Below are 26309 nucleotides of genomic sequence, written 5' to 3' on the forward strand. Positions count from 1 at the left end.
GTCCCTGGTTAAGCACTCCCTATAGTAGCCTTTCTTGGCAAAAATTACACAAGTTTTTGTTGATCTACGCTACAGATTTTTGACGATCGCACCGAAGTCAGCTAAAACACGGGCATGATTGCGAACTAGCCCCAGTAGATGTAACCGATTACGCTTAATTTCTGGATCGGAGTCCATAACTAAAACGCTATCTGGGCCATCAAAGAAGTTACTAACTGCCGGAGCAATTTTTGTTAATGCTGCTACTAACAGTTGATAATTTCGGGTCTGCTGTGCTGCTTGAGTTTGCGGCACTGATTCGATTAGTGCTTTATACAAAGCGTCTTCAGAGGGCTTTTGGAATAATTCTTGACGAACTACGCTTGTTGGTTCTAGCTGTTTTGTATCCAAATCACCTTGGGCGGCTAATCGTGTGGAACGGTTAACGGTTTCGTAGATGTTATCTAAGGTACTGTCGTTACGGATTTGTTGTAAGTATAAGGCGCGATCGCGGACATCCAATAAATCTTTTAACGTCCGTTCTGTGTATTCTGGGTCATTTTCTCCCAAAACTGCATTTACCAAATCGTAATCAATCTGCTTTTCTTCTTGTAATAAGGTGCGAATGCGTTGCAAGAAAAACTCTTGTAATGCTGTGATTAATGATGCTCGATCTTTGTGATATTTTGCTGCAAAGTCTGTTGCTATTTGCGCCAATAAATCATTTAAATTTATCGGCAAATTATCAAACCAAGTAATTTTAACTACAGCATTAGCCGCACGGCGCAAGGCAAAGGGATCGGATGAACCGGACGGAATTAAACCTAAACCAAAGATACTCACTAAAGTATCTAATCTATCTGCCAAACCTACGATTTTACCCGTGAGTGTTTCAGGTAAGACATCACCGGCTCCCTTTGGCAAATAATGTTGATAAATTGCCTTTGCTACTTCGGCATCTTCACCACTAGCTAAGGCATATTTTTCTCCCATAATGCCTTGCAATTCCGGGAACTCATATACCATTTGAGTTACCAAATCTGCTTTACATAATAAAGCGGCACGTTGGATTCTTTGGCTTTGATTTTCCGCTAGTTCTAATTGACTGCTAATTTGCTCGGCGATTTTAACTATTCTATCTACCTTGGCACGCACCGAACCCAATTCTTCTTGAAAAGTGACTTTTTCTAACTGGGGTAAAAAGCTCTCTATTGGCTTAGTTAAATCAGCTTCGTAGAAAAATCTACCATCAGCTAATCTGGCACGAATTACCCTTTCATTTCCAACAGCAACAATATCTGATTTCTTGGGATCGCCGTTAGAAATGGTGATGAAGTTGGGTAATAATTCTTGCTCAAAACTCCCTGGTTTGAATACAGGAAAATAACGTTGATGAGTAACCATCACTTCCGTAATTACCTCAGTTGGTAATTCCAAAAATTCTGGTTCAAATTTACCAACAACTGCGGAAGGATATTCTACAAGGTTGGTTACTTCCGCTAACAAATCGGGGTAAATTACTGTATACCCGCCTAAATTCTCTGCGACTGCATTTACTTGTTCTTTAATCAGATTTACCCGTTCTTCTGGATCAACGGTGACATAAGCAGACTTGAGGGCGGTAACATAATCAGTAGCTTGGGCAATTGTCACAGGTTCAGGATGTAAGACCCGATGACCTTGGGAAATGCGATCGCTCTGAATCGTTTTAGAACCATTCACTAATTCTAAAGGCAGCACCGTTTCATCTAACAAAGCTACCAGCCAATGAATTGGTCGGGAAAACCTCGCATCCCCATTCCCCCAACGCATCAACCGCTTACCTTCTAAACCCCAAATCCACTGGGGAACAAGTTCTGTCAAAATTTCCGCTACAGGACGACCGGAAATTCTTTTTTGCACAAATACAAATTCCCCTTTGTCAGTAGGGCGAACAGACAGCGCATCCAGTTCCACACCTTGCTTTTTGGCAAAGCCTGCTGCTGCTGCTGTTGGCTGACCATCTTTAAAGGCGGCTTGGGCGGGAGGCCCTTTAATTTCTTCTTCTCGATCTGGTTGCTGCGATGGTAGCCCTTTAATCAATACCGCCAGCCGCCGGGGAGTACCGTATATCTGGACACTTTCGCCCTTGAGGCTGTTTGCTTCCAGGCTTTGGGGAATGCGTTCCTGCCATTGCACTAAAGCATCACTGAGAAAACTTGCAGGTAGTTCTTCTGTACCAACTTCTAATAGAAACCCAGGCATAGGACACTGTTTTCAACTTTGCGTAGCTCAACTTTATCAGTTATTCTCAGGCGATCGCTCGTGATTTTTAGCTGAATTGGTCATCGAAGAGAATAAGGGGAAAACCCCATAGTTAACAATTCAAAATTCCACATTAAAGACATTTTGTCTGCGGCAGGCTATGCAAATAGACGATTACTTAAACTCCTACTGTTAGAAGATCCCCTAGAGTAACTGGGCTACGTGAAAACGTAGGGATTTCAAATCCTTTAATTTACGATAAATGAGGAATGGAAGTTAAGCCAGAGTGGATTGCATACAAAGGAGCGTAGACGCAGAGAAGTTTGTCGTCAGACATCACTATAGACTTGACCTTTTATGCAAAACTTTATAAAACAAGTGCTTCTCTTCATAAATTCATTATATTACATCGTGTATTCTATGCGGTATTTACGGATATATATTTCTATCGTAAGCTTAGTGTTGATTGATGCATTGATATATGCATCATGACAATCAACTTTGGATTTATGACCATGAAAAATATTTTCGCCAAAATCACCGCGATCGCAGCAATCGGTGTTGCGATCGCTACTATTGCTAACAATCCAGCCCAAGCTATTGAATTAAACTTTAACTGGCAAGGTAATGCTGGTTACTCAGCAACAGGTTCATTCAGCTACGACGAAACTACAGCACCAACAATCATTTCAGAAGCTGGTAGTGGAGCCACCAACTTTTTACAATCCTTGAATGTCTCCTTCTTAGACCCATCTAAAAATCTTCTGGGAACCTATAACACCGTTAGTGGTGGAGTATCAGAATCTAGCTTTTTTGCTTTCAATTTTAATACTTCCACTCAGACATTATTTGGTTCCTTTGATGTCGCCGGAGGAACGGGTGTAATTGGAGAATATTTCTTTCAGGGAACGGTTGGCAACTCTTTGCTATTACGTCAGGATGTCGATCAACAGGGAACGTCAACAACACTAGATCAAAATTCTGGCTCTATTCAAGTCTCCAAAGTCCCCGAACCTGCCTCTCTCTTGGGTTTGCTAGCATTTTCTGGGTTGGGTGTAGCTTCAACTTTCAAGAAAAAGCAAGCCTCTTACTAGAAATTAGGGTCTTCTAGTCAGAGCTTGCCAAATTTACTGAATCTCTATTCTAGCCCTACTAGTTCAGTTAACTAGTGGGGTTATCATATAACCTCATTAGAAATATGAGTGAAATTAATTTTTCTTTTACCTCAGCATTTATTATCTCAAGACTTAACACTGTTTTGGTCAGTGCCTTTGAACTACTCAAAAAGTGGGATTTTGCTTAATGAATACTATACTGATGAGTTGGTTAAAAATACTTCATGTGCCAGTTGAAAAGGCGGAATGAGGGTTATATGCATAATAGTGAATATAATGTTACAATTCACCAAGTGTAAATTTAGGCATTAGTTCGTAAATAAAAAGACCAACCCTTGTCATAATCACCAAAAAATCAAGTTTATATTTATCAATAATCTTCTCCGTTTATACAAAGTCATATATTGATTTTTAAGTGTTTTATGCCGGACAAAAATTGCCTTTTGACAACCACAAAGAAAATTTATAAGCAATGTTTAACACATTTTTTTTAATTAAACAATTTAACCAGTCAAAATACAGCATTTATAAATAAATGAAGTAATAAAATGCAGAGATACAAATCAGATATAAACCGTTTTTACCTCTGCTTACTGCCTCTAAACCTATAGCTTTTGCTTTATGCAAAATAAAACGCTGTAAGCAATAAAAATAGAAGCCCCTACTGGCTATTAATAAGTAATTCGATCATCTCATGCTATCTTCACAAAATTCACAAATAATTCATGCATATTCTGATTTATTCCTACAACTATCATCCAGAGCCAATTGGAATTGCTCCGTTAATGACTGAATTGGCAGAAGGACTAGTCAAGCGAGATCATAAAGTGCGAGTGATTACGGGAATGCCCAACTATCCTCAGCGCGAAATTTATGATGGGTATCAGAATAAATGGTATCTTACTGAACAAAAAAATGGTGTGACTATTCAGCGAAGTTACGTCCGTATCAAGTCTAAACCTAAGCTCGTGGATCGGTTGTTGCTGGAGTTGAGTTTTGTTTTCACGAGCTTACCCCAAGCCTTTAAAGGTGGGCGACCAGATGTGATTATCTTAACAGTCCCGCCGCTACTAGGTACGTTGCCAGCAACAATATTGGGCTGGTTATACAATTGCCCAGTAGTTCTAAATGTGCAAGATATTTTACCAGAAGCGGCTGTGCGTATCGGGCTATTAAAAAACAAATGGATGATCCGAACTCTTGCAGCTTTAGAGAAATTTGCGTATCGGACTGCACACACTATTAGTGTGATCGCTGATGGGTTTCGTGAGAATTTAGTAAATAAGGGAGTACCTGTTAATAAAATCGTTTGTATTCCCAATTGGGTAAATGTAAATTTCATTCGCCCGTTACCGAAACAGAGTAACTCCTGGATATCTAACCATCAACTAGATGGGAAATTTGTAGTACTTTATTCAGGCAACATTGCTCTAACGCAAGGTTTAGAGACAGTAATAGAAGCAGCCGTTTGTTTACGTCATATCAAAGATATTGTTTTTGTTATTGTTGGCGAATCAAGAGCATTGCAAAGGTTGCAGGAATATTGTCTATCAAATGGAGCAGATAATGTTTTGCTACTACCGTTACAGCCGCGAGAAAAACTACCTGAAATGCTAGCAGCTTCTGATGTTGGGCTAATTGTGCAAAAGCACAATGTGATTTCGTTCAATATGCCTTCAAAAATACCACTTTTGTTGGCGAGTGGTCGCCCAATTGTGGGTTCAGTTCCCGCCACTGGTACTGCTGCTAAAGCGATCGAACTCAGCGGTGGTGGGATAGTTGTTGAACCAGAATCGCCCCAGGCAATGGCCGCTGCGGTGCATGATTTATATGCTAATCCGGCTCTAGTAAGGAAACTAGGTAAGACAGGAAGACAATTTGCCGAAGAAAACTATTCTTTAGAGCAAGCGCTCGATCGGTATGAGTGGCTTTTTTCTCATATTGTTACTAACCGAAAATCAACTGTGGGAATTTTACCGAAATTCGATTCTAAGAAATCAGTTGTGGATGGTTGAAGGGGATTGAGGATTTCTCACTCGTTAGCTACCCAGACAAAACCCCGATTGGGATAAATTAACTCACCCGAATGGGTGATTTAAAGATCAACCGATCGGGTGAACTAACTGTAGGAAGTTGAGACTACTTAAAAATAGGAATCTAGAGAACACTAGCTGATTGCACGTCGTTCTTGGTGAGGATAACTTGATGAAACTTGCAACTTTGATTAAGACAGCTGAATTAATCAGTGTAGGCGTACTCCTGCAAAGAATCAAAGCTACTCCTAGCGTGTCGCAGACAAGCGTCTCCTAAACAAGGCATTGCTCTAGACTTTTTTCTTCCTTAAGATCAGTATTCACTAATACTTAAGGGCGATAAACTCATCTGTAACTTATACCAATTTCGTTTACTATGTGGTTATAATGCAAGCAAGTGCTTGCAAACACTCATAAAAAACTTAGCATCAAGTACGGCACAAACTTATGCACCCTTGATCTAGTCAGCAACTAAGGTATTTGCAACGACAAGTTTAACCACGGTGACAACGCGAGAAATTACTCGTGTTGCTGCGGTCAACGAGGTAAATTTATTTTTACCGAAGCGATCGCTTTACAGGTAGAAGCTTTAGCTACAACAATACGAACCGTGCTTTAGCTCGGAGAGAAAGCACTGGGTTTATACTGACTAACAAAAAACTATAAATTACACTTTAAGAAATTGAACGGAGTTAAGTAATGTACAAATCAACCATAATGTGCTGAACAAAATTGCTTCATTTTAGGTGCTAGACATCGTGAGCGATCGCCCAAATACCCAAATATATTTGTCACCAACATAGAAAAAAAGGCTAAAAAACTATTCAAATAATGCTTTTTTAGCGAAGAGTAGATTGCCCAAGTCTAAATCCACAAGACGAGAAAACGAAGATGTCCCATTCTGAGTTCCCTGACTCTCCCTTACCCATTGAAATAGAACAGCCTGCTGTTACTGATTCTAGTCAAGAGTCGCAACAATTACCACAGCGATCGCCTCAGCCACCTCAAAAACGTCGTTGGCCCCTACTATTAGGAATCGTCTTATTAATTGGAGGTGTAGGTTTTGGTTGGCGCTGGTGGCAAACTAGTAATGCTAGGAATGCACCAGGTGGTGCTGAAGCAAATGCTAGTCAACCTAGAGCAGTTCCAGTCAAACTAGCCACAGTAAAAACTGAAACCGTTCAAGAAAGTTCGGAGTTTATTGGCTCCTTAGAAGCTCCACGTTCAGTAATCATTAAGCCACAGGTTGAAGGGCGAATTACCGAGATTTTCATCCAAGAGGGCAACCGCGTTCAACAAGGACAAGTCATTATTAGTCTGCAAAGTGATAATGTCCAAGCTCAATTATTACAAGCTAGAGGCTCACTGCAACAAGCCCAAGCACGTCTTGCTGAACTCCAAGCAGGTACACGACAAGAAGAAGTTGCCCAAGCTAGAGCGCTGTTAGCCCAAGCCCAAGCTCGCTTTAGAGATGCTCAATCGGGATCGCAACCAGAAGAAATTGCTCAGGCTGAGGCGCAAATTCAGTCAGCTAAATCTGATGTGGAACTAGCACAGTCACGCGCCAAACGATACGCACAATTGAGAAAAGAGGGCGCAGTTTCCCAAGATACCTTAGAAGGATATGTCAAAGAACAGCAAAGCGCTGAAGCTGCCCTTGTCGTAGCCCAGAAACGCTTAGATCAACTCCGCCAAAGCAGAAGATCGAGTATCAATGAGTTAGCTGGTGCTTTGGAACAACAGAAACAAAACTTAAGGCAACTAGAAAATGGTTCGCGCCCAGAAGAAATTGCCCAAGCGCGATCGCAAGTAACTCAAGCAGCTGGACAACTCCAAGCTGCTCAAGTCCAATTGCAATACACAAAAGTTCTGGCACCTTTCACTGGTACTGTTGGCGATATTCCCACAAAAGTGGGAGATTTTGTTGAAAGAGCAGACCAGCTTACTACACTTACTAGAAACGACTCTTTAGAACTGAATATTTCCGTTCCCCTAGAAGAAGCCAGAAAGTTACGCTTAGGATTACCAGTGCAAATGCTGAACGTCCAAGGGCAACCCGCAGCAAGGGGTAAGATAAGTTTCATTTCCCCAGATGCCAGTTCAGATTCGCAGACAATTTTGGTGAAAGCTAACTTTGGTAATTCTAGAAGTCAACTGGTAAATCGCCAATCAGTGCAAACCAAAGTGATCTGGAATGAACGTCCAGGAATTTTAATTCCAGTTACAGCAGTATCTCGCCTGGGTGGAGAAACTTTTGTATTTGTGGCTCAAGCACCAACAGAAAAGAAAGCTGAAGCACCAACAGAAAAGAAAGCTGGAGCACCATCTTTAGTTGCTCAACAAAAACCAGTGAAATTGGGAGCTATTGAGGGAAATAATTATCAAGTTATCGAAGGACTAAAAGCTGGAGACAAAATTGTTGTTTCTGGTATTCTCAACCTAACTAATGGCGCTCCCATCACTCCAGCACCGGAACAAGTGGGTAGTATTCAGAAGCCTTAGCTGAAGGGGGTAGGGAGGAGGGAGCAGGGGGAGAACTCGTAACTCCTAACTCTTCACTCAGCACTCCTAACTCAGCACTCGGAACTGTTTTACCCAATGCCCCATTTCCCATTCCTCAATACCTAATGCCAAATACCCAAAGCCTAATTTTTAAACTATGTTTGTTGACTTCTTTATTAAGCGACCAATTTTTGCATCGGTCTGCGCGATCATCATCCTTTTAACAGGATTAATTAGTATTCCCTCACTACCGATCGCCAGATTCCCAGAAATTAGTCCCACCCAAATCACTGTAACTTCCAACTATAGCGGAGCTAGTGCCGAAGTCGTAGAAAGCGGAGTGACAAATATCTTAGAAAGGCAAATCAACGGGGTTGAGGGACTAAGATATCTCACTTCCAGCAGCAGTAACGATGGTACTAGTACCATTACAGCCACCTTTGATTCATCGCGCGATAAAGATATTGCAGCTGTGGATGTGCAAAATCGTGTTTCTGTTGCCCAACCACAACTACCAGACTCTGTGCAACGCACGGGAGTGCGAGTATCGAAAGAATCTAGTAACATCCTCTTAGCAATTGGTTTATTCGCTGAAAATAAAGAGTACGACAATACATTCTTAAGTAACTATGCCGACCTTTACTTAGCAGATGCCTTAAAAAGAGTCAAAGGCGTGAGCAACGTTCAAATTTTTGGTGAACGCCGCTATGCAATGCGTTTGTGGTTAGATCCAAGCCGCCTAGCCAATCGGGGGCTAACAACTCAGGATGTAGCCAATGCTTTATCTGAACAAAACTTGCAAGTTGGTGCAGGGAGAATTGGACAAGAACCTGCTCCTGAAGGACAAAGGTATCAACTTGATGTGCGTGCTGCTAGCCGATTAGCAGAACCATCAGAATTTGAAGAAATTGTCCTCAAAACTGGAGATGATGGCACATTAGTCAAGCTCAAAGATGTTGGTAGAGCAGAACTGGGTGCAGAAAACTACAGTTCATTTCTACGATTTCGTGCTAACGATGCTGTCGGTTTAGGGATTTATCAGGTTCCTGGTAGTAATGCCTTGGATGTAGCTAAGGGAGTCAAAGCCGAAATTGCGCGATTGGCTCCAAGTTTTCCCCCAGGCATGAAATATCAGGTAGCTTTTGACACAACCATGTTTGTCGAAGAGTCGATGGCAGAAGTGCTTAAGAGCCTGATTGAATCGGTGGTGCTGGTTGTAATTGTAATTTTTGTGTTTTTGCAGGACTGGCGAACTACGTTAATTCCCGCAATTACTATTCCGCTTTCCTTCATTGGGATATTTGGCTTCGTCAAAGTTTTTAACTTTTCAATTAATAGTTTGACTTTGTTTGGTCTGACTTTAGCATCAGGGATGGTGGTAGATGATGCGATCATTGTAGTAGAGCAAATCAGCCGTTTTATTCAGGATAAAGGAATTAGTCCTCGCCGAGCCGCCAGTGAATCAATGGCGGAACTTTTTGGGGCGGTTATTGCAACTTCACTAGTATTGATGGCGGTGTTCATACCAGTGGCGTTCTTTCCGGGAACCACAGGCGCACTTTATCGGCAATTTGCGCTGACGATCGCCTTTTCCATTGGAATTTCAACTTTTTTGGCTTTGACTCTGATACCTTCTTTGTGTGGCGTGTTGCTGCGTCAAGGACAAAAACCTTCGGGCTGGCTGGGTTGGATTTTTGGCCAGATAAATCGCTTTCTCGACTGGGTACAGCATAGTTATAAGCGATCGCTTACCTTTCTCGCACGCATCAAAAGTATTGTAATTGGGTTGTTTATTGTTTCCTTGGGAATGACTGCTTGGCTGTACATGACAGTACCGACAGCTTTTCTACCCGATGAAGACGAAGGTTACTTCATCACAATTATCCAAGGGCCGCAAGGGGTTTCGTTGCAATATACCAGCGATGTGATTGCACAGGTAGAAAAAGAAATTCTGAAAATTCCTGAAGTCGTGGGGACTTTTGCGATCGGAGGATTTGGTTTTAGTGGTAGCACCGCCAATAGTGGCATCATATTTACCACTTTAAAATCATGGGATGAGCGCTCAAAACCCGATCAATCAGTACAGGCGATTATTGGCAGCTTGCAAGGGAAGTTGATGGCAATCCCAGAAGCCAGAGTTTTCCCGGTGAACCCGCCCCCAATTCAGGGTTTAGGCAACTTTGGCGGCTTCGTCTTTCAACTGCAAGACCGCAGAGGTAACAGTGGCTTAGAAAATTTGGTGCAATCGATGGGTAAGTTGCTAGGTAAAGCTAATCAAACACCAGGATTACAAGCTGTATTTAGTACCTTTGCCGCAGATACACCACAATTGCTTGTGGAAGTAGACCGCAATAAAGCCAAATCATTGCAAGTTTCCATAGATGATGTCTTCAGTACTTTACAAACTGCTTTGGGATCGCAATATGTAAATGATTTCAATCTCCAGCAGCGCAATTATCGTGTGTATCTCCAGGCAGATCAACAGTTTCGTTCTAATCCAAAAGATATTGGTAAACTATACGTTCGTTCTCAAAAGAATCAAATGATTCCTTTAAGTAACTTAGTCACAGTTACTTCGACGGTGGGAGCGCAAACTATCAATCACTACAATCTCTTCCGCTCAATTGAAATTAATGGTGCCGCCGCCCCTGGCTCTAGTTCTGGAGACGCAATTAAAGCAATGGAACAAGTTGCTAAAGAAGTTTTACCAGCAGGTTATGGCTATCAATGGTCAGGGACTGCATTAGAAGAAATAGATTCTGGTGGTTTAGCACCCCTGATCTTTGGATTAGGATTGGTATTTGTATTTTTGGTACTAGCTGCTCAATACGAAAACTACATTGACCCCTTTATCATTTTGTTATCAGTTCCCTTAGCTATTTTTGGAGCGCTTGTAGCTCAATCGTTACGGGGTTTTTCTAATGATGTTTACTGTCAAATTGGTCTAGTAATGTTGATTGGTTTGGCTAGTAAGAACGCTATTTTGATTGTGGAATTTGCTAACCAATTGCGAGATCAAGGTCTTTCGATGACTAAAGCAGTAATTGAAGCTTCACAAGAACGGTTACGTCCAATTTTGATGACTGCCTTTGCTACTCTTTTAGGAATTTACCCCTTGGCTAATTCCACAGGTGCAGGAGCAGGAAGTCGCCAATCTTTAGGAACAGCAGTTTTTGGTGGAATGTTAATTGCGACTTTTTTAAGTTTGTTTGTAGTGCCAATCTTGTACATCGTCATTAAGACGACAACAGAGCGCTTTATCAAACCAAATCGGCACCAAGAAATATCAGTAGAAGCTGCGTCATTGAATGGTGGTAGCACTGCTGTATATTCAACAAAAGCTGAAGATTGATTATCTTTCGTTATCGATTGAAGCAAATCAATTTAGGGTCTTGCAAAAAAGAAAACTACAGAAGCGATCGCTAAGTAAATATCAGATGTCTGGTTTAGCACACCCTATTCTGAAGATTACTGAAACCTTCTACAAATAAAATGAATTAAACAGCAAGAGAAAAAAGTTTAATTTGTAGACCGATTGCAAAAATTCCACAATGCCCTCAAAATTTCCATGTGGGCACAATACGGTTCGGATAAGCATTTTTCACTTTCCTTATGATCTGGGGAATGGGTTTGCGGGTAAAGGGGAAAGGATGTATTCAAAACCCTTCCCCTTTCCCCTTTACCCTTTAACCGAACCGTATTGCATGTGGGCATAATGACAAACCAGAATGTACAGTACAAATGTACGCTGAAATCAAGAAAATGGTAACAATAGCAGTCAATCCCTATCTCGATGGCAATTTTGCTCCAGTCCATGAAGAAATCACCACCGACAAATTGCCAGTCATCGGTGAATTACCCCTTGATCTATCAGGGATGTTTGTGCGGAATGGCCCTAACCCTCAATGGACGCCTATCGGTCAATACCATTGGTTTGATGGGGATGGGATGTTGCATGGTGTGCAAATTAGCAACGGCATAGCCACTTATCGTAACCGCTACGTCCAGACAGCCGGATGGAAAAAAGAACGAGAAGCGGGTAAAGCTATCTGGACTGGGTTGTTAGAACCACCACAAATGGATAATCCCCACGGTCGCTACAAAAATACTGCCAATACTGCTTTAGTGTGGCACGCTGGTCAGATGTTGGCGCTGAACGAGGGAGGTAAACCTCACGCTATTAAACTGCCTGAATTAGAAACCATTGGCGAGTACACCTACAATGGCAAGCTGGTTTCTTCCTTCACAGCGCATCCCAAGGTAGACCCCGTTACAGGGGAAATGATCTTCTTTGGCTATTCTCTGTTTGCGCCACCGTATCTGAAATATAGTGTGGTCTCAGCAGAAGGCGAACTGTTGCGGACAGTGCCAATTGAACTGCCAATAGGCGTGATGATGCACGATTTTGCCATCACTGAAAACTACACAATTTTCATGGATTTGCCACTGACTTTTAACCCAGAGCGATTGCAACGGGGAGAAGCTTTAATGATGTTTGAGCGTGATCGCTCTAGTCGTTTCGGTATCGTACCACGTCACGGTGACAACAGTAATATCCGCTGGTTTGAAAGTCCCGCTTGCTACGTCTTTCATACCCTCAACGCTTACGAAGAGGGAGACGAAGTAGTGCTGATTGCCTGTCGCATGAGTTCTACAACTGTTTTGAGTTCTGATGATTCGCAACCCGATCCAAACGCAAATATTCCCCGTTTGTATCGCTGGCGATTTAACCTCAACACTGGTTCAGTGCGTGAAGAGATGTTGGATGATGTCGCCTCGGAATTTCCCCGCGTCAACGAAAATCGATTGGGGCGACAAAACCGATATGGCTACACTAACAAAGCTGCAAACAGTCCCGTACCTTTATTTGACGGTATCATCAAATACGACTTCAGCAATGGAAAATCCCAAATACATGAATTTGGACAGGGACGCTATGGCGGTGAAACTGTGTTTGCGCCGCGTCCTGGTGCAACGGCTGAGGATGATGGTTGGCTGATGACTTTCGTCCACGATGAGAATTCAAACACTTCAGAATTAGTAGTAGTGAATGCTCAAGATACAACGGCTGAACCTGTAGCGCGGGTGATAATTCCCCAACGAGTGCCTTACGGGTTTCATGGTGCTTGGTTTGCCGAGGAATAGCTAAATAGGCAGTTAGAAACCGCGTCTACACAGACAAAACCCGCCTAAGCGGGTTTCAAATTCTTTAGCAGGTGAACTTGGTTTGTGTAACCGCGATTTCTAATCGCCAGGTAGAATCCTCTCTATTGCCGATCGCAAATTATTTTTCCTTATATCCGCCAGCATAGTTAATCACGCAGATTGTTCTATATGATTTGTGAGTTCCATAAGCAACACCAGAGACTTTAAAAGCGCTGTTAAAAATGTTTTTTCGATGGCCGCGATCGCGCACACCATCATCAATAATTAATTGCATGACAATATCTTGAGCGGTGTTTGGGCCATAACTGATATTTTCACCTGCGGTTGTTTGCCATGTACCATAGCGGTTGATGCGAGTAAAAGGGTTGCTACCATCGCTACCATCATGACCTATAGCACCTTTTGGACCTTGGTCTTTTACGTGGTCTTTTGCTCCTAAAGACATACCCTTAGATGCACTCAAGGCTCCTATAGGACGTGCTGATTTGAGAAATGCGATCGCTTCATCAACTGCTTTGACTCCTTCTTGAGTTCGCAGATAAGTATTATTAGAAATTTTGACTCGGTTCCCCTCAAAGCGCTTTTTATAGTTTTCCAGAATGGGGAGGTATGCTTTAGGATTTTTTCTTACCTTATTGGTTTCAACAATTACCTGTTGTTCCAACGGTGAAAGGTAACTAGCCTTTGCTAATAAAGTTGGACTAGTTTGTACTGCTGGGTTAGAGTTGGCTACAGATGGGTTAGATTGAAGCAGTTGATTTGAGCAGCCCAATACCAAGCTAATTGGCAAAAATACCCAAAAATTCATGCGACGCATCGATTACCTCACAATTTTTCTATGGATTAATTTAGTGAATTAGAAGAAATAAGAATTTTCAACGCACAGATAAGTCTGTATACGCTTCTGCCATTAGAAACGATATCAGAGCTTAAGCAAGTTTGCTAAAGAAAGCGCAGATTAACGCGCCAATAATATTGATAAAGTTGCGATTGCCTTTGTTCCTAGAGTGTTACAATCTATCACTTAACACCTGTTGTAACATTGAAAACACTAAAACGTAAATAATAACAAAAATCTTTTTTACACTTTCAGAAACCAGCGTTGCCGATACATCAGAAAACCAACAGCCCACCACAATAACACGGTGACTAAGGCAAATAACAGGGAACCATTCAGCACACCCGCCCAAGATGCGAAAAAATTCTGGTAAATCCAATTGTAGGTACTAGGAGCGTCTTTGCCAGTGCCAATAGTAGTTTTGACTAAAATTTTAATTAACAAAACCGAGGCAACGAAAAGAGCGATCGCATTTAAGCCCATAATTTCAAAAGGTTTACTCCAACGACGCATCAGCCGTACTTCGATAAGTTCATAACAAGTTGCTAGTAATAGTAACGCCCAACCTGTTGTAAATACTACATAAGAACTTGTCCACAGCTTTTTGTTAATTGGGAATGTCCACCCCCACGCCCAACCGATAATTAAGCAACCGACTCCAAATAATCCTAAACCGATACTTGTACGTGAATGTACAGGTTGACTGCGTACCCATTGGCCTGTGAAGTAGCCAGCTAGGACACTTACTATCGCGGGAATAGTACTGAAAAGCCCTTCTGGATCTCCCATAAAGTTGAAACCATCGCCCTTGTATAAATGTGCTTTGGAAATAATCAGGCGATCAACATAAGCTCCGAAATTACCTTCTCGCGTCAAAACTCCCGCACCATGCTCCGGTACTGGTACATACATCATCGTTAGCCAGTAGCCAATGAGTAGCACTGCTGCTAGTATCCATTGACCTTTGCGCAGAAGGTTGAGAACAGCTAGGGAAGCCAACAGATAGGTAAGGCTGATGCGCTGCAACACTCCCATAATGCGGATACTACTCAAATCAAAAGTCCAAATACCTTGATTCCAAAAGCCATTTAGTAGTAATCCCAAAGCAAAAAGAATAGCAGCGCGGCGCAATATCCGCCAGTAAACAGCTGAGGTTGGTTTATTGCCTTCGCTGTATTTTGACAGCGAGAAAGTCATTGCTACACCGACAATGAAGAGAAAGAAGGGAAATACCAAGTCCGTTGGTGTGCAGCCGTGCCAATCGGCGTGAGCTAAGGGAGGATATACATCATCTGCGACACCCGCCATATTAACGAGAATCATTCCAGCGATGGTAATGCCGCGAAAAACATCCAGTGAAGTCAGGCGCATAAGCGGAATTTTATGTTACATGAGTATCTAAAGTACTCCGCTTGACGCAGGTAAGCAAGGAAAATTTATCGGTCTATTTACCAAATATAGTTTTTCATCAAGGTTCCTGCCCATACTATCTTGTATGAATCCCCACGCGAGACTACATTTGTCTTATAAGGAGTGACAGGCGTGCTGGCGGAACTGCCCATAAGTTATTTGTATCTCCCGAAACTCTTTACTAGTAAGGGATTTAAAAAATTTTATAGCAACCTGCTCATGCAGTGAACAATTTTCCTGTTGACAAGCAAAAAGTTTCAGTTACCCTGAATCAGATGCAAATGCTAGACAGCGAACGCTAGAACACTAATGCGATCGACAGCGTAAGCAAAGTACTAGAGGGTTTGTAGTAAGCAGTTTGGTGCTTAAAAAATAAGGACTAAAGCTCTTACTACGAGCCTGTACTTATTTTTCAGCCAGAATCGCGTAAATTTCCCGTTTAACTTGCTCTAAAAGCTCGCGCACCCGATTTATCCGCTCCATATTGCCACTACGAGCAACCTGCACCACCGCAGCAGCTAACTCTGTGGCGGCATTCCGCAACTCAATAAACTCTTGGGGCTTACCTGTAACAAAACTTTTGAAGGTATCCCAAGGAGTATCTGAAGGTTCTTGTTGGGTACGTTCTGCCAATAATTGTTTACCTTCATCCGTAATCGTATAAATCCGCTTGCCTCCTTCCTGTGCGCTCTTAAGATAACCACCTTCTTCCAGCAATTGGAGTGTTGGATAAACTGAGCCAGGACTGAGGCGACGGAAACCACCATAGCGAGTTTCCATCTCTTTAATCAGGTCGTAACCATGACTAGGATGCTCGGATAACAATTCCAGCAGAATGAACTTGATGTCACCCCGACGAGTCCGGTATTCATCTCCCCAACCACGACCAAACATTTCATTATCAAAGCGTTTGTCATGATGTCTACCATGATGCTTGCCATGTTGAAACCAAGACCTGACAAGCAATGAATCCTCTTCGCTAACTCCTGCCCATGCAGGTGCGCCAAAACGTGACCGAAAATGTCTAAACATAAGTAAATCTCAAATCAACTTTCTCTAATATACGATATATCGGAATATATCACGATATATCGGAATGGAATTTTGATGAAGATTTGTAACGAAAGCAACTTCGACTAGCGAAGAGTCTGCACTTGTTCGATAAAAGACTCTACTCATTGCAAAAATGCTTAATCTACGATTAAACGCCGTAGTTTAAGCATTTTTACTTAATATTATTGAAGTAATAGGTGTAACAAAGAGTTCACTCGACAGAGAAAACCCTGTATCTTTATATGGTTTGGTTTTTTCGTGCCAACTTACTTAATAAGCTAACGTGCCTACATATTGCACTATTTTCCGTGTAGACCGTCATTAGTCATTAGTCATTTGTGTTTACCAATTGGACTTTGGACAATTGACTTAGGACAACCTCACCAGTTGATGTGCAATCTTATTTGCGTAACAGCTTATATCTTGTATTTCTAGATAAAATATGTAGAAATACGAGATATTTTAGTTAATATTTTCTTGAGATCGGTGCTAATTACAGATGTGAATATAATAATTTATTGCTAATTAAAATTATTAAAACTAATTTTTTAAATTTATAAAATACTTTATTTTTTTGTATAGATTGTGAACTTAACTTGGGAATACTAAGTGTGAGCAAAGTTAAAATTATACATAAGTTTATAATTGTTTAACTTTTTCTATTAGCATTCGCTGCTAAATAATCTAGATTCCATCTTTAAACCACAGTAGGGAACTAATCGGGTTCAATCGAAGCTGACTAAGTTCTCTCAAAACTGTCATTGACCCCAACAACAGTTTATTTACACTTGCTTGATTCGTATATCCCGTTTAGTTAAGAATGACTTTAGGTTTAATACTATTCGGATAATATAACCCCGCCTAGATTTAAGGGAGTGAAGGAAAAATAGTCTCCCTTTTAAAGAAAGCCAGTGTGTTGCGAACTTTCCTAAATTTATAGGGACAGGCGTCAGCTTTGCTGACTACCAGTTTTCTATTCAAGAAAAGCTGATTAAATATTTTTGTTTTGGTTGAGATAACAATGTTAGTAACTGACAGTGGTGAACGTGGTAGTGGCAGATAGAACGAGTGTAAAGTTCTCTCTCGATTATTTGTAGGAATTTTTGACTGTTGCGATCAAAAAACTGAAATCCCTCGTACTTTAATCAGGAGATGAGCTTAAATCGCGGCAATGACTTGGCTAATGGCACAATTAAATGGTGTAAGTTCGACTTGACGAGTGCCTTCATGTCCATAAGTCAAACTCACGCTCAGATAACTATCTGGCTTATAGGGCAATCGTTCCGCCCATTCAACTGCCACAATTCCTGGTATCACTTCAACACCTTCCCAGTAACTTTCTAAATTTAGGGTTGCAACTTCTTGCGGTTCTAAGCGATATAAATCCAGATGGTAAAGAGGAAAGCGCCCTTCCGTGTACTCATTAATCAGCGTGAAAGTGGGACTGACAATGGGTTCAGCAATTCCTAAACCTTTACCAATGCCTTGAACTAAAGTAGTTTTACCAGCGCCTAAATCACCTTCTAGTAAAATTACACTCCCCGGTGTCAGGGATTCGCCAAGAGTAATACCTAAGCGCAGCGTCGCTTCTGTATCTGCAAGAAAAATTTTCATGATTGAGGTATTGGGCATTACTGATTAGTCTAAACAAATGACAAATGACAAATTTTCACCTTCACTTAATTTTCAATTCCCCGTTCGCATAGCGTCTTCGCAGGAGAAGCGACTGACTTCTACCGTACCACCGCAATAACACTTGTGCTAGTTTCTGCGGATTGTGACGTACAAAACCTGTTTCATCTTCATACAAAACATTAGCTAGAACAATCCGTCGTCCTAATTGAGTTACGGCTTCTCTATCGAGGAAAACAGGATGGGAGTTTTGTTGGGCGTAGCGGATAAGTGATTGCTCCGAAGGGGATTTTTTGTGTATTAACACAGCATCGAATAGTCGTCTTTGTCCACAAGCAGCATCAATTGCTCTGATGTGATCGGCAACAGTGTAGCCTTCAGTTTCTCCTGGTTGAGTCATGATATTGCAGATATAAATACGGGGAGCATCTGTTTGAGCGATCGCATCGGCAATTTCTGGTACTAATAAATTAGGAATTAGGCTTGTATAAAGGCTACCTGGGCCAATAATGATATAGTCAGCTTCTTTAATTGCCTTAATAGCTGCTGGCACAGCCGGAGGATTAGCCGGAATGCAGCCAATTTTGACAATTTTACCGCCAGCTTTGGGAATACTAGACTCCCCCTCAATACGACGACCATCGGCTAATTCTGCCCAAAGGCGAACATCACTGAGAGTTGCTGGTAGTACTTGTCCTCGCACAGCTAGAACTTTAGAACTAGCTGCAACTGCTTGTTCTAAATCTCCAGTAATATCACTCATTGCCGTTAAAAACAAATTGCCAAAACTGTGGCCAGTTAACCCATCCCCAGCCCGAAAACGGTATTGAAACAATTCTGTTAATAACTTTTCTTCATCTGCTAGTGCAGCCAAACAATTGCGAATATCTCCTGGTGGTAGCACTCCAAATTCTTGACGCAAACGCCCAGAAGATCCACCATCGTCGGCGACAGTGACAATCGCAGTAATATTAGCGCTGTAGGTTTTCAGCCCCCTCAACAACGTAGAAAGTCCCGTACCACCGCCAATTACCACTATTTTTGGGCCTCGGTACAATCGACGATGGGCCAGCAAGACATCAATAAGTTCCTCTCCGCCTTCTGCTCTTAGTACCTTAGTAATTGAACCTACGGTGCGAGTTTGCCCCCAAAGCAATAACAGCAAGCCGCCAAGCAGCACCAAAGGCCCACTGATATAGTTCGGTAAGAGGTTGGTGATGACTCCCAAGAAACCTCTAACCAACTCAATCATCCAAAAAATTGGGGTCAGCTTAATCCAAATAGCTAACCCCAAACTCGCCAGCAATACACCCCCAACACTAATTAACAACCAACGTTTTACCGATAGTCCAGGGGATAACCATTTGAACCACTGGTTAACCCGATAAGAAGTACGAGAGCGCGACTGCTTTTGCAGGGCGTTGAGGGCTTGTCTGAGAAAACCAATTGACATACCTAATTTGGAGCAGTGCTACAAACAATAATTAACAGAAAATCTACACCGCTTGGTTTAAAAGACCAGGCGTGAAACTATTATATTTATCAATCCTATTAGACTAAGAGCAAGTCGTGAACATTGCCAGGATTTCTAGTTAAACAATACCCTGGCTTGGTAAAAGTGAATTTAATGGAAAAACGAATTTTAGGATTAGATCCAGGACTGGCAATTTTAGGATTTGGGGCGATTAGCTGCACACAAAATCTCAAAAAGGTGCAAGAGACTACAGTAAATATGCTGGATTTTGGAGTAATTAAAACGTCAGCAGATGTAGAAATGGGACAGCGCTTATGTACCTTGTTTGATGATTTACACACCCTGATGGAGGAATTTCAACCAGATTTAGTGGCGATCGAGAAACTATTCTTCTATCGGATGTCAAGTACTATTCTGGTTGCACAGGCGCGGGGTATAGTCATTTTAGTGTTGGGGCAGCGTCGTCTTCCTTATGTAGAGTTTACTCCGGCTCAAATTAAACAAGCTTTAACAGGCTATGGCAATGCTGATAAGTCAGAAGTGCAAGAAGCGGTGGCGCGGGAATTGGATTTAAATGAAATTCCTAAGCCGGATGATGCTGCGGATGCTTTGGCAGTGGCTTTAACGGCATCTTATCAGCTGTAGGTTTTTATCAAAGATTTGGGTTTGGGGACATAATGCTTTCTCTAAAAGCCCATGAACTATCGCCAATACTGGACTCTATTTCAGAAAACGCTCAAGAGCTAGTTCTGATGATGTTGCTCAATGCGATCGCCTCCGGTGGGCGGTTACGCGATCGCAAAAAGTCTTGCTAAATAATTGTAATAATATTTAATATGAGTCTAGGTTGTGTAATTTAGATTAACTATTGCAGAGAAATTCTCTCAGACTGAGTAAAATGACAAATACAACGAGGCAACTATTTTATGGATTAGTTACCCTAGAACTGGAGACTATGTTTTCAGTCCTGAGTTACTTCTGTATTTTGCCTCTGAGGCATATTAATTTAGACCACACCAAATCCTTCATTAAGAGCTCCCACTAATCATAATGGCTGTGATTGAGAAGAAAAGAACTCGCGATCTGCCCCAAATTAACGAACGAATTCGCTTCCCGAAAATTCGGGTCATTGACACTGACGGTGCCCAACTGGGAATTATGCCCCCACTGGAAGCACTACAACTAGCAGAAGAAAAAGAGCTAGATTTGGTGCTAATCAGCGATAAAGCTGACCCGCCAGTTTGTCGGATTATGGACTACGGGAAATACAAGTTTGAGCAGGAAAAAAAGGCGCGGGAAGCCCGGAAAAAACAGCACACGGCTGATGTCAAAGAAGTTAAAATGCGCTACAAAATAGAAGAACACGACTACAACGTGCGTGTTAAGCAAGCAGAGCGCTTTTTGAAAGATGGCGATAAAGTCAAAGCGACTGTGATGTTCCGGGGTCGAGAAATTCAACACAGCGACCTAGCAGAAGATTTGCTTAAGCGAATGGCAACGGATTTAGAGCCTTTTGGTGAGCTTCAACAAGCGCCTAAAAAAGAAGGACGAAACATGATGATGCTCATCTCGCCTAAAAAATAATTCTCTAACTGTTTAATAGACCAAGTTTGAAAATCCCCTGGCTAGAAGTCAGGGGATTTTTTCATCTTTTATTTAAATGCAATATACGCTTTGAGCGCACAGTTAGGGACTTCCAAATAAAAAAAACATCCCAAATTTTCTTGTGGGATGGGTGTCCCCACCCGTCCCAGATTTAGGGCGCTCATATTGCCCGCCCCACAAAATGGATAATTTATTTCTTGGAAGTCCCTTAGCTATGCACTCCTACGAAAGCGTTTAAATTTATCTAAAATCGATAGTCCTGAACGCTGAGTGGGAAACATAATACTCAGTTGCTCAGGACTTTTGCTATTTCCAAAGGATAGAGAGACAAGGAGAGCAAGCAAGGAAGATATATTTCTTTCCCCTCTGCCCCTCTGCCCCTCTGCCCCCCTGCTCCCCTGCCTCCCCATTACGCGGTGATACTACCAGAAAATAAAACTGCATGGAACTGAAAAATCACTGGTTGGCTGCAAATAAAGTTGCTTTACCACGACTACTACAGTGGGTGAATCTCCGACCAGAGGAGAGCGAACGCACCCAGATAATGTTTCTTTTTTACACAATTGTCTGTGTAGGATTGCGGTGGGCAGAAGACAGTACGGTGGCGCTGTTTTTGGATGAATATGGAACTCACCTGCTGCCGTGGATGTATATTGCTAGTGCGGTAATGAGCGCCGGACTGGTTTTTTTATACTCTTGGCTGCAAAAGATTTTTCCCTTACGTCGGGTAATTGTGGCGATCGCACCTTGTATGTTGATGCCATTAGTTTTATTAGTTGTATTACGTTGGGGATCGCATTTTTCCTACCTAGCAGTGATTTCGGCATTTCTGCTGCGGCTGTGGGTAGATGCACTTTATGTGGTAAATGACCTCAACACTTCCATTGTCGCCAATCAAATATTTAATATTCGGGAGATTAAACGGACTTACCCACTGGTGAGTAGTGGGCTTTTAGTAGCAGATGTGATCAGTGGCTTTAGTTTGCCTTGGCTAGTGCAATACACCACGTTGAATAAGATCATCCTCATAGCCTGTATCGTGATTTTATTAGGATCGGGGATTCTATTTTATTTAACTCATCACTATCGAGCAGCTTTCCCTGAAACCCCACAAAGACTAGTTCCTGAACAACAAGCTTCACGAGAGCGTTTCATTAAAAGTCCCCTGAAGCGGTACGTCTGGCAGTTGTTTGCTTTTGTGGGACTGTTGCAAGTTATTGGGTTGTTAATAGATTTTCAGTATCTGCGCGAACTCCAATCCAATTTGAGCGACCGAGAACTTGCGAGCTTTTTGGGTCTTTTTGGTGGGATGTTGGGACTGTGTGAGTTGTTGTTGCAGTGGTTTTTTTCCAGCCGACTCATCGAACGCATGGGGGTATTTTTCACTGCGACGCTTTTACCAATCACCGTCGGCTTTTCACTCCCAGGGGTGCTGGTATTGCTGCATTTAATTCCAGCCATGCAATCGCAAAGTTTTTTCTGGGGTTTAATAATTGTCAAATTCTGCGATGAACTTCTGCGCTACACCTTTGTTATGAGTAGCGGCCCCATCCTGTATCAACCGATTCCAGAGGGAATTCGCAGCCGGATGCAGACTTTATCTGGCGGAACCGCCGAAGCGATCGCCACAGGTTTGACAGGAGCGCTAATTTTTGTAACTATCTTGTTTTGTGGGCGGTTTGTACCCGAACCACTACAAAAATGGGTGTTAGTAGCAGAAACAATGCTGATAACTGGCACTTGTTTAACAGTAGTTTGGGAATTGCGATCGCGCTATGTGGAACTGTTAGTCTTGAGTGTAGCGCGGGGTCACTTGAGTGCAAGCAATGTCGGCTTGCGATTTTTCAAACAGGGTGTAGTCAAAGCTTTAGCAGAAAAAGGTAGTGAGGCTGATAAACGCTCTTGCATTGAACTTTTAGCCCAAATTGACTCTCAAGGAGCGGCGGAAGTTTTAGCCCCGCTACTAGTGAAGTTAACTCCAGATTTGCAGCGCCAAAGTTTGGAAGTGATGCTGATGGGAGGTGTAAATGCGAATTATCTAGCCGCCATCCGTCCTTTGTTAGAAGAATCCCAAGAAACTAACCCCGAAGTTTTTGCCTTAGCACTGCGTTACGTTTGGCTGGCTGAACCAAACCCCAATTTAAGCCTCTTAGAAGGATATTTACACCCCCGGCAAAACTCACTCATCCGCGCCACCGCCGCCGCTTTAGTCTTACGCCAAGGAACGCCCATGCAAAAGGTAGCAGCTACCCAAACCATGCGCCGGATGCTGACTCATAAGCAAGAACGGGAACGGGTGAATGGAGTCAGAGCGCTCAGAGAAGCAGTTTATTTGCAGGCATTGCGGATTCATATCCCGAATTTATTACAAGATGAGTCATTACGGGTGCGCTGTGCCGTATTAGAAATGATTTCAGCCACCCATTTAGAAGAGTATTATTCAGCACTAATTGCAGCACTTTATTACAAATCAACCCGCAGCACAGCCATGTCAGCCCTAGTGCGACTAGAAAATGAAGCCTTAGAAATGCTGTTGCGGTTGGCTACCAATATTTACAAACCAGAAGTAGTGCGGATGTATGCTTGGCGTACCATTGCTCAAGTCGGTACCCAGCAAGCATTGGAAACTTTATGGGAGAACTTGGAAATATCCTGGGGTACTACTAGGGATCATATTCTCCGCAGCTTACTCAAAATCCACAAACAACCAGGAATTAAAGGTTTAGTAGATCGATTTTATGAAAGTCGGGTAGAAAATTTAATTAAGCAGGAATTAAAATTTTTAGGTGAAATTTACGCTGCATATATCGACTTCCAAACACTAGACCAAAAAGAAAATTATCAATCCAATCAGAGGATTGTAATTGTCTCGGAATTATTGCAACGCGCCCTTCTAGAATTGGAATTGGATGTGAAAGAGCGGCTGCTACTATTACTGAAACTGCTTTACTCGCCAGAAAAAATGCAGGCAGCATCTTTCAATCTGCGATCGCTCTCAGTGGTAAACTTAGCCAGGGGGTTAGAAATCTTAGAGCATACCGTAACTTTATCTTCAAAGTCTTTATTGCTGAATATTTTAGATAACCGACCACATGCAGAAAAATTACAATATCTTGTCGAAGCCAAGATCGTAGAATATGAGAACATGGTAGTTAGCGATCGCCTCCACAGATTGCTGATGTTAGGTAATTTCCTTTCTGACTGGTGTCTAGCTTGCTGTTTTCATTATGCTCAAGTAAGTCGCATCCGACTGACCAGTTCTGAGATACTAGTGAGTTTGCGTCATCCCACCGGCTTTGTCAGAGAAGCTGCGATCGCATATTTAAACATGGTTTCATATCGCGTTCTCCTGCAAATCCTCCCCCAGTTACAAAAAGATCCACATCCTTTGGTGTCCGCTCAAGTTAAAGAGTTACTCGAAAAATACCAATTCAAAAATTACAATTAAAAAACCTCTGCGTGAATAATCTTGTGATTTCCATTGCTGCTAAAGGATTCCCAATAAAAAATATCTAATAACTGTGCAAGCTATTCTTAAGCAGAGGGAGCAGAATTACAGCTATTTTCAGGTAAATAGACCACGCGGTAAGGGCACAACAATGCTGTGCCCTTACGATGATGTGGTTCAAATACATGAAAATTGCCCTAATGACAAATGACAAATGACTATTTGTTAACCTGTAAACTGAAGTAAAAATTCAAAGAATATCAGAAATCATGTACGTACTCATCGGTGGAGCAGGCTTAGTCGGCTTAAGTTTAGCGCAAAAACTAGTAGAACTAGGGCATACTGTTGGCGTAATTGATGTTGACCCTATCGCTTGCCGCTACGCGCGCGAACAAGTGGGAGCAATGGCTTTTGAAGGCAGTGCTGTGAGTACAGAAGTATTGTTAGAAGCTGGAATTCGCAAAGCTGGTTCCTTGGCAGCAGTCCTCAGAAGTGATGCCTTAAATTTGGCAATGGTAACTCTTGCTAAACACTACGGCGTCACCCATATTTTGAGTCGAATGCGTCACCCCGATTTTGCCGAACCGCTGCGGATAGCTGGAGCCAACCATATTATCAGTACTGTTGAACTATCAGTTTCAACAATGGTGAACGCCATTGAGTATCCGCAAGTGGAATCAATGATGCATTTTGAGCAGGGACAGATTGAGGTTCTGAAACTTTCCATCCCCAACAATTGCTATGTTGCTGGTCGTAGCGTTGCCGAAATTGCTCAAGATTCCCAATTCCCTACTGGTTCGCTAATTATTGGCTATCAATCCCATCCCCACGAAGATTTGATCATTCCTAACGGTAGTACAATACTGGAACCTCATTCAACTGTGCTGATTGTGACTAAACCAGGATCTTTACATCAAGTTATTGATTTTATTCAACAAAGATGTTGAGCGCAGTTACTAGCTAAACTGCTTATTTGGCGGGGTTAGCTACACATATATAAAAAATTAGTGTAAATAGTTTTAATGAAGCTGTATAAATATATTTATTTAGCGATCGCTGTTATTATTCTTGCATCTTGTGAATCAACACCCAAGTCACAACCCAATGCCATTCCAGCAACCCCATTGCAAAAAACAGTGACGCTGGATAAGAATTTTAAGATAGCCAGCGGTGAAACTCTTTATGTTCCGGTCTACTCTCATATCTATCATCACAATCGTCAAGAGATTTTTGAGTTAGCAGTTACGCTTAGTATTCGGAATACAGATTTGACTAATCCGATTATTGTTACTTCTGTGCGCTACTATAACTCAGAAGGGAAATTAGTTAAGCAGTATTTAGAGCGCCCTATTCAACTTGATGCACTAGCTTCAACAGATTTTTTTATCAATAGAAATGACACCAGTGGAGGTTTAGGCGCCAACTTCATTGTCGAGTGGGTAGCCCAAACAGAAATATCCGAACCGATAGTAGAGGCAGTCATGATTGGTACTGACTTTCAACAAGGAATTTCTTTTATCAGTCCTAGTAGGGTAATTAAAAGTCAAAATAACTATAAGCGATCGCCTTTAAAATAGAAATTTTAAAAAGCTAATTTATCATTTCCTCGTTCCCATGCTCCGCATGGGAATGCATTCATTGAGTCAGAGACTCAATCTTTAGCTGGAGGCAACAGAATCCTAATCAGCCAAAACTCAGAGGTTCATCAACGAAGCTCAAAGGTTCAGCGACAAAGCTCAGAGGTTCAGCGACAAAGCTCAGAGGTTCATCAACGAAGCTCAGAGGTTCATCAACGAAGCTCAGAGGTTCA

General features: G+C 42.0%; 17 protein-coding genes. 11 read left to right on the forward strand and 6 right to left on the reverse strand.

The window, feature by feature from the left end; translation table 11 throughout:
• Nucleotides 1-69 precede the first annotated feature (69 nt).
• Nucleotides 70-2223, reverse strand: a complete 2154-nt coding sequence (gene glyS, locus RMY16_RS24380) for a glycine--tRNA ligase subunit beta (protein WP_322738518.1) — start codon at nucleotides 2221-2223, stop codon at nucleotides 70-72.
• 488 nt (nucleotides 2224-2711) lie between these two features.
• Between glyS and RMY16_RS24385 the strand changes: the two genes are divergently transcribed.
• The 5 genes from RMY16_RS24385 to RMY16_RS24405 all read left to right on the forward strand — a co-directional run bounded on the left by RMY16_RS24385 (nucleotide 2712) and on the right by RMY16_RS24405 (nucleotide 13018).
• The gene (locus RMY16_RS24385; protein WP_322738519.1) at nucleotides 2712-3317 is read left to right on the forward strand and encodes a PEP-CTERM sorting domain-containing protein; all 606 of its coding nucleotides are present in this window, start codon (nucleotides 2712-2714) and stop codon (nucleotides 3315-3317) included.
• Between the two features lie 746 nt (nucleotides 3318-4063).
• Nucleotides 4064-5353: a glycosyltransferase family 4 protein gene (locus tag RMY16_RS24390; RefSeq protein ID WP_322738520.1), complete on the forward strand. Its 1290-nt coding sequence runs from the start codon at nucleotides 4064-4066 to the stop codon at nucleotides 5351-5353.
• Nucleotides 5354-6262: 909 nt separating this feature from the next.
• A complete protein-coding gene (locus tag RMY16_RS24395; protein ID WP_322738521.1) occupies nucleotides 6263-7873 on the forward strand; it encodes an efflux RND transporter periplasmic adaptor subunit in 1611 nt (536 codons plus the stop codon).
• Nucleotides 7874-8030: 157 nt separating this feature from the next.
• On the forward strand, nucleotides 8031-11225 hold the full coding sequence (locus tag RMY16_RS24400) for an efflux RND transporter permease subunit (RefSeq protein ID WP_322738522.1): 3195 nt from the start codon (nucleotides 8031-8033) through the stop codon (nucleotides 11223-11225).
• 410 nt (nucleotides 11226-11635) lie between these two features.
• Entirely contained in the window at nucleotides 11636-13018 is a 1383-nt protein-coding gene (locus RMY16_RS24405; RefSeq protein WP_322738523.1) for a carotenoid oxygenase family protein, read from the forward strand.
• Nucleotides 13019-13157: 139 nt separating this feature from the next.
• Here RMY16_RS24405 and RMY16_RS24410 read toward each other — a convergent pair whose 3' ends face one another.
• The 5 genes from RMY16_RS24410 to RMY16_RS24430 form a co-directional block, all read right to left on the reverse strand.
• Nucleotides 13158-13856 carry a CAP domain-containing protein gene (locus RMY16_RS24410; protein WP_322738524.1) on the reverse strand — a complete coding sequence of 233 codons (699 nt, stop codon included), beginning with the start codon at nucleotides 13854-13856 and terminating at the stop codon, nucleotides 13158-13160.
• A 264-nt stretch (nucleotides 13857-14120) separates the two neighbouring features.
• Complete coding sequence (locus RMY16_RS24415) at nucleotides 14121-15248, reverse strand: acyltransferase family protein (protein ID WP_322738525.1); 1128 nt, start codon at nucleotides 15246-15248, stop codon at nucleotides 14121-14123.
• 444 nt (nucleotides 15249-15692) lie between these two features.
• On the reverse strand, nucleotides 15693-16319 hold the full coding sequence (locus tag RMY16_RS24420; RefSeq protein ID WP_322738526.1) for a PadR family transcriptional regulator: 627 nt from the start codon (nucleotides 16317-16319) through the stop codon (nucleotides 15693-15695).
• 1179 nt (nucleotides 16320-17498) lie between these two features.
• Nucleotides 17499-17954 carry a tRNA (adenosine(37)-N6)-threonylcarbamoyltransferase complex ATPase subunit type 1 TsaE gene (tsaE, locus tag RMY16_RS24425; protein WP_322738534.1) on the reverse strand — a complete coding sequence of 152 codons (456 nt, stop codon included), beginning with the start codon at nucleotides 17952-17954 and terminating at the stop codon, nucleotides 17499-17501.
• A gap of 61 nt (nucleotides 17955-18015) precedes the next feature.
• On the reverse strand, nucleotides 18016-19425 hold the full coding sequence (locus tag RMY16_RS24430) for a gluconeogenesis factor YvcK family protein (RefSeq protein ID WP_322738527.1): 1410 nt from the start codon (nucleotides 19423-19425) through the stop codon (nucleotides 18016-18018).
• Between the two features lie 174 nt (nucleotides 19426-19599).
• Between RMY16_RS24430 and ruvC the strand changes: the two genes are divergently transcribed.
• The 6 genes from ruvC (at nucleotide 19600) to RMY16_RS24460 (ending at nucleotide 26076) form a co-directional block, all read left to right on the forward strand.
• Nucleotides 19600-20091, forward strand: coding sequence for a crossover junction endodeoxyribonuclease RuvC (gene ruvC, locus RMY16_RS24435; protein WP_322738528.1), 492 nt, complete (start codon nucleotides 19600-19602; stop codon nucleotides 20089-20091).
• 32 nt (nucleotides 20092-20123) lie between these two features.
• Nucleotides 20124-20261, forward strand: coding sequence for a hypothetical protein (locus tag RMY16_RS24440; protein WP_322738529.1), 138 nt, complete (start codon nucleotides 20124-20126; stop codon nucleotides 20259-20261).
• Between the two features lie 235 nt (nucleotides 20262-20496).
• Complete coding sequence (infC, locus tag RMY16_RS24445; RefSeq protein WP_099103961.1) at nucleotides 20497-21030, forward strand: translation initiation factor IF-3; 534 nt, start codon at nucleotides 20497-20499, stop codon at nucleotides 21028-21030.
• A gap of 463 nt (nucleotides 21031-21493) precedes the next feature.
• On the forward strand, nucleotides 21494-24499 hold the full coding sequence (locus tag RMY16_RS24450; protein ID WP_322738530.1) for an MFS transporter: 3006 nt from the start codon (nucleotides 21494-21496) through the stop codon (nucleotides 24497-24499).
• Nucleotides 24500-24768: 269 nt separating this feature from the next.
• Nucleotides 24769-25446, forward strand: coding sequence for a TrkA family potassium uptake protein (locus RMY16_RS24455; protein ID WP_322738531.1), 678 nt, complete (start codon nucleotides 24769-24771; stop codon nucleotides 25444-25446).
• 75 nt (nucleotides 25447-25521) lie between these two features.
• Nucleotides 25522-26076, forward strand: coding sequence for a DUF3124 domain-containing protein (locus RMY16_RS24460; protein ID WP_322738532.1), 555 nt, complete (start codon nucleotides 25522-25524; stop codon nucleotides 26074-26076).
• Nucleotides 26077-26309 lie beyond the last annotated feature (233 nt).

Origin of the sequence: Nostoc sp. DedQUE12b, assembly GCF_034530835.1 — a bacterium.
In the GTDB taxonomy this organism is placed as follows: domain Bacteria; phylum Cyanobacteriota; class Cyanobacteriia; order Cyanobacteriales; family Nostocaceae; genus Nostoc.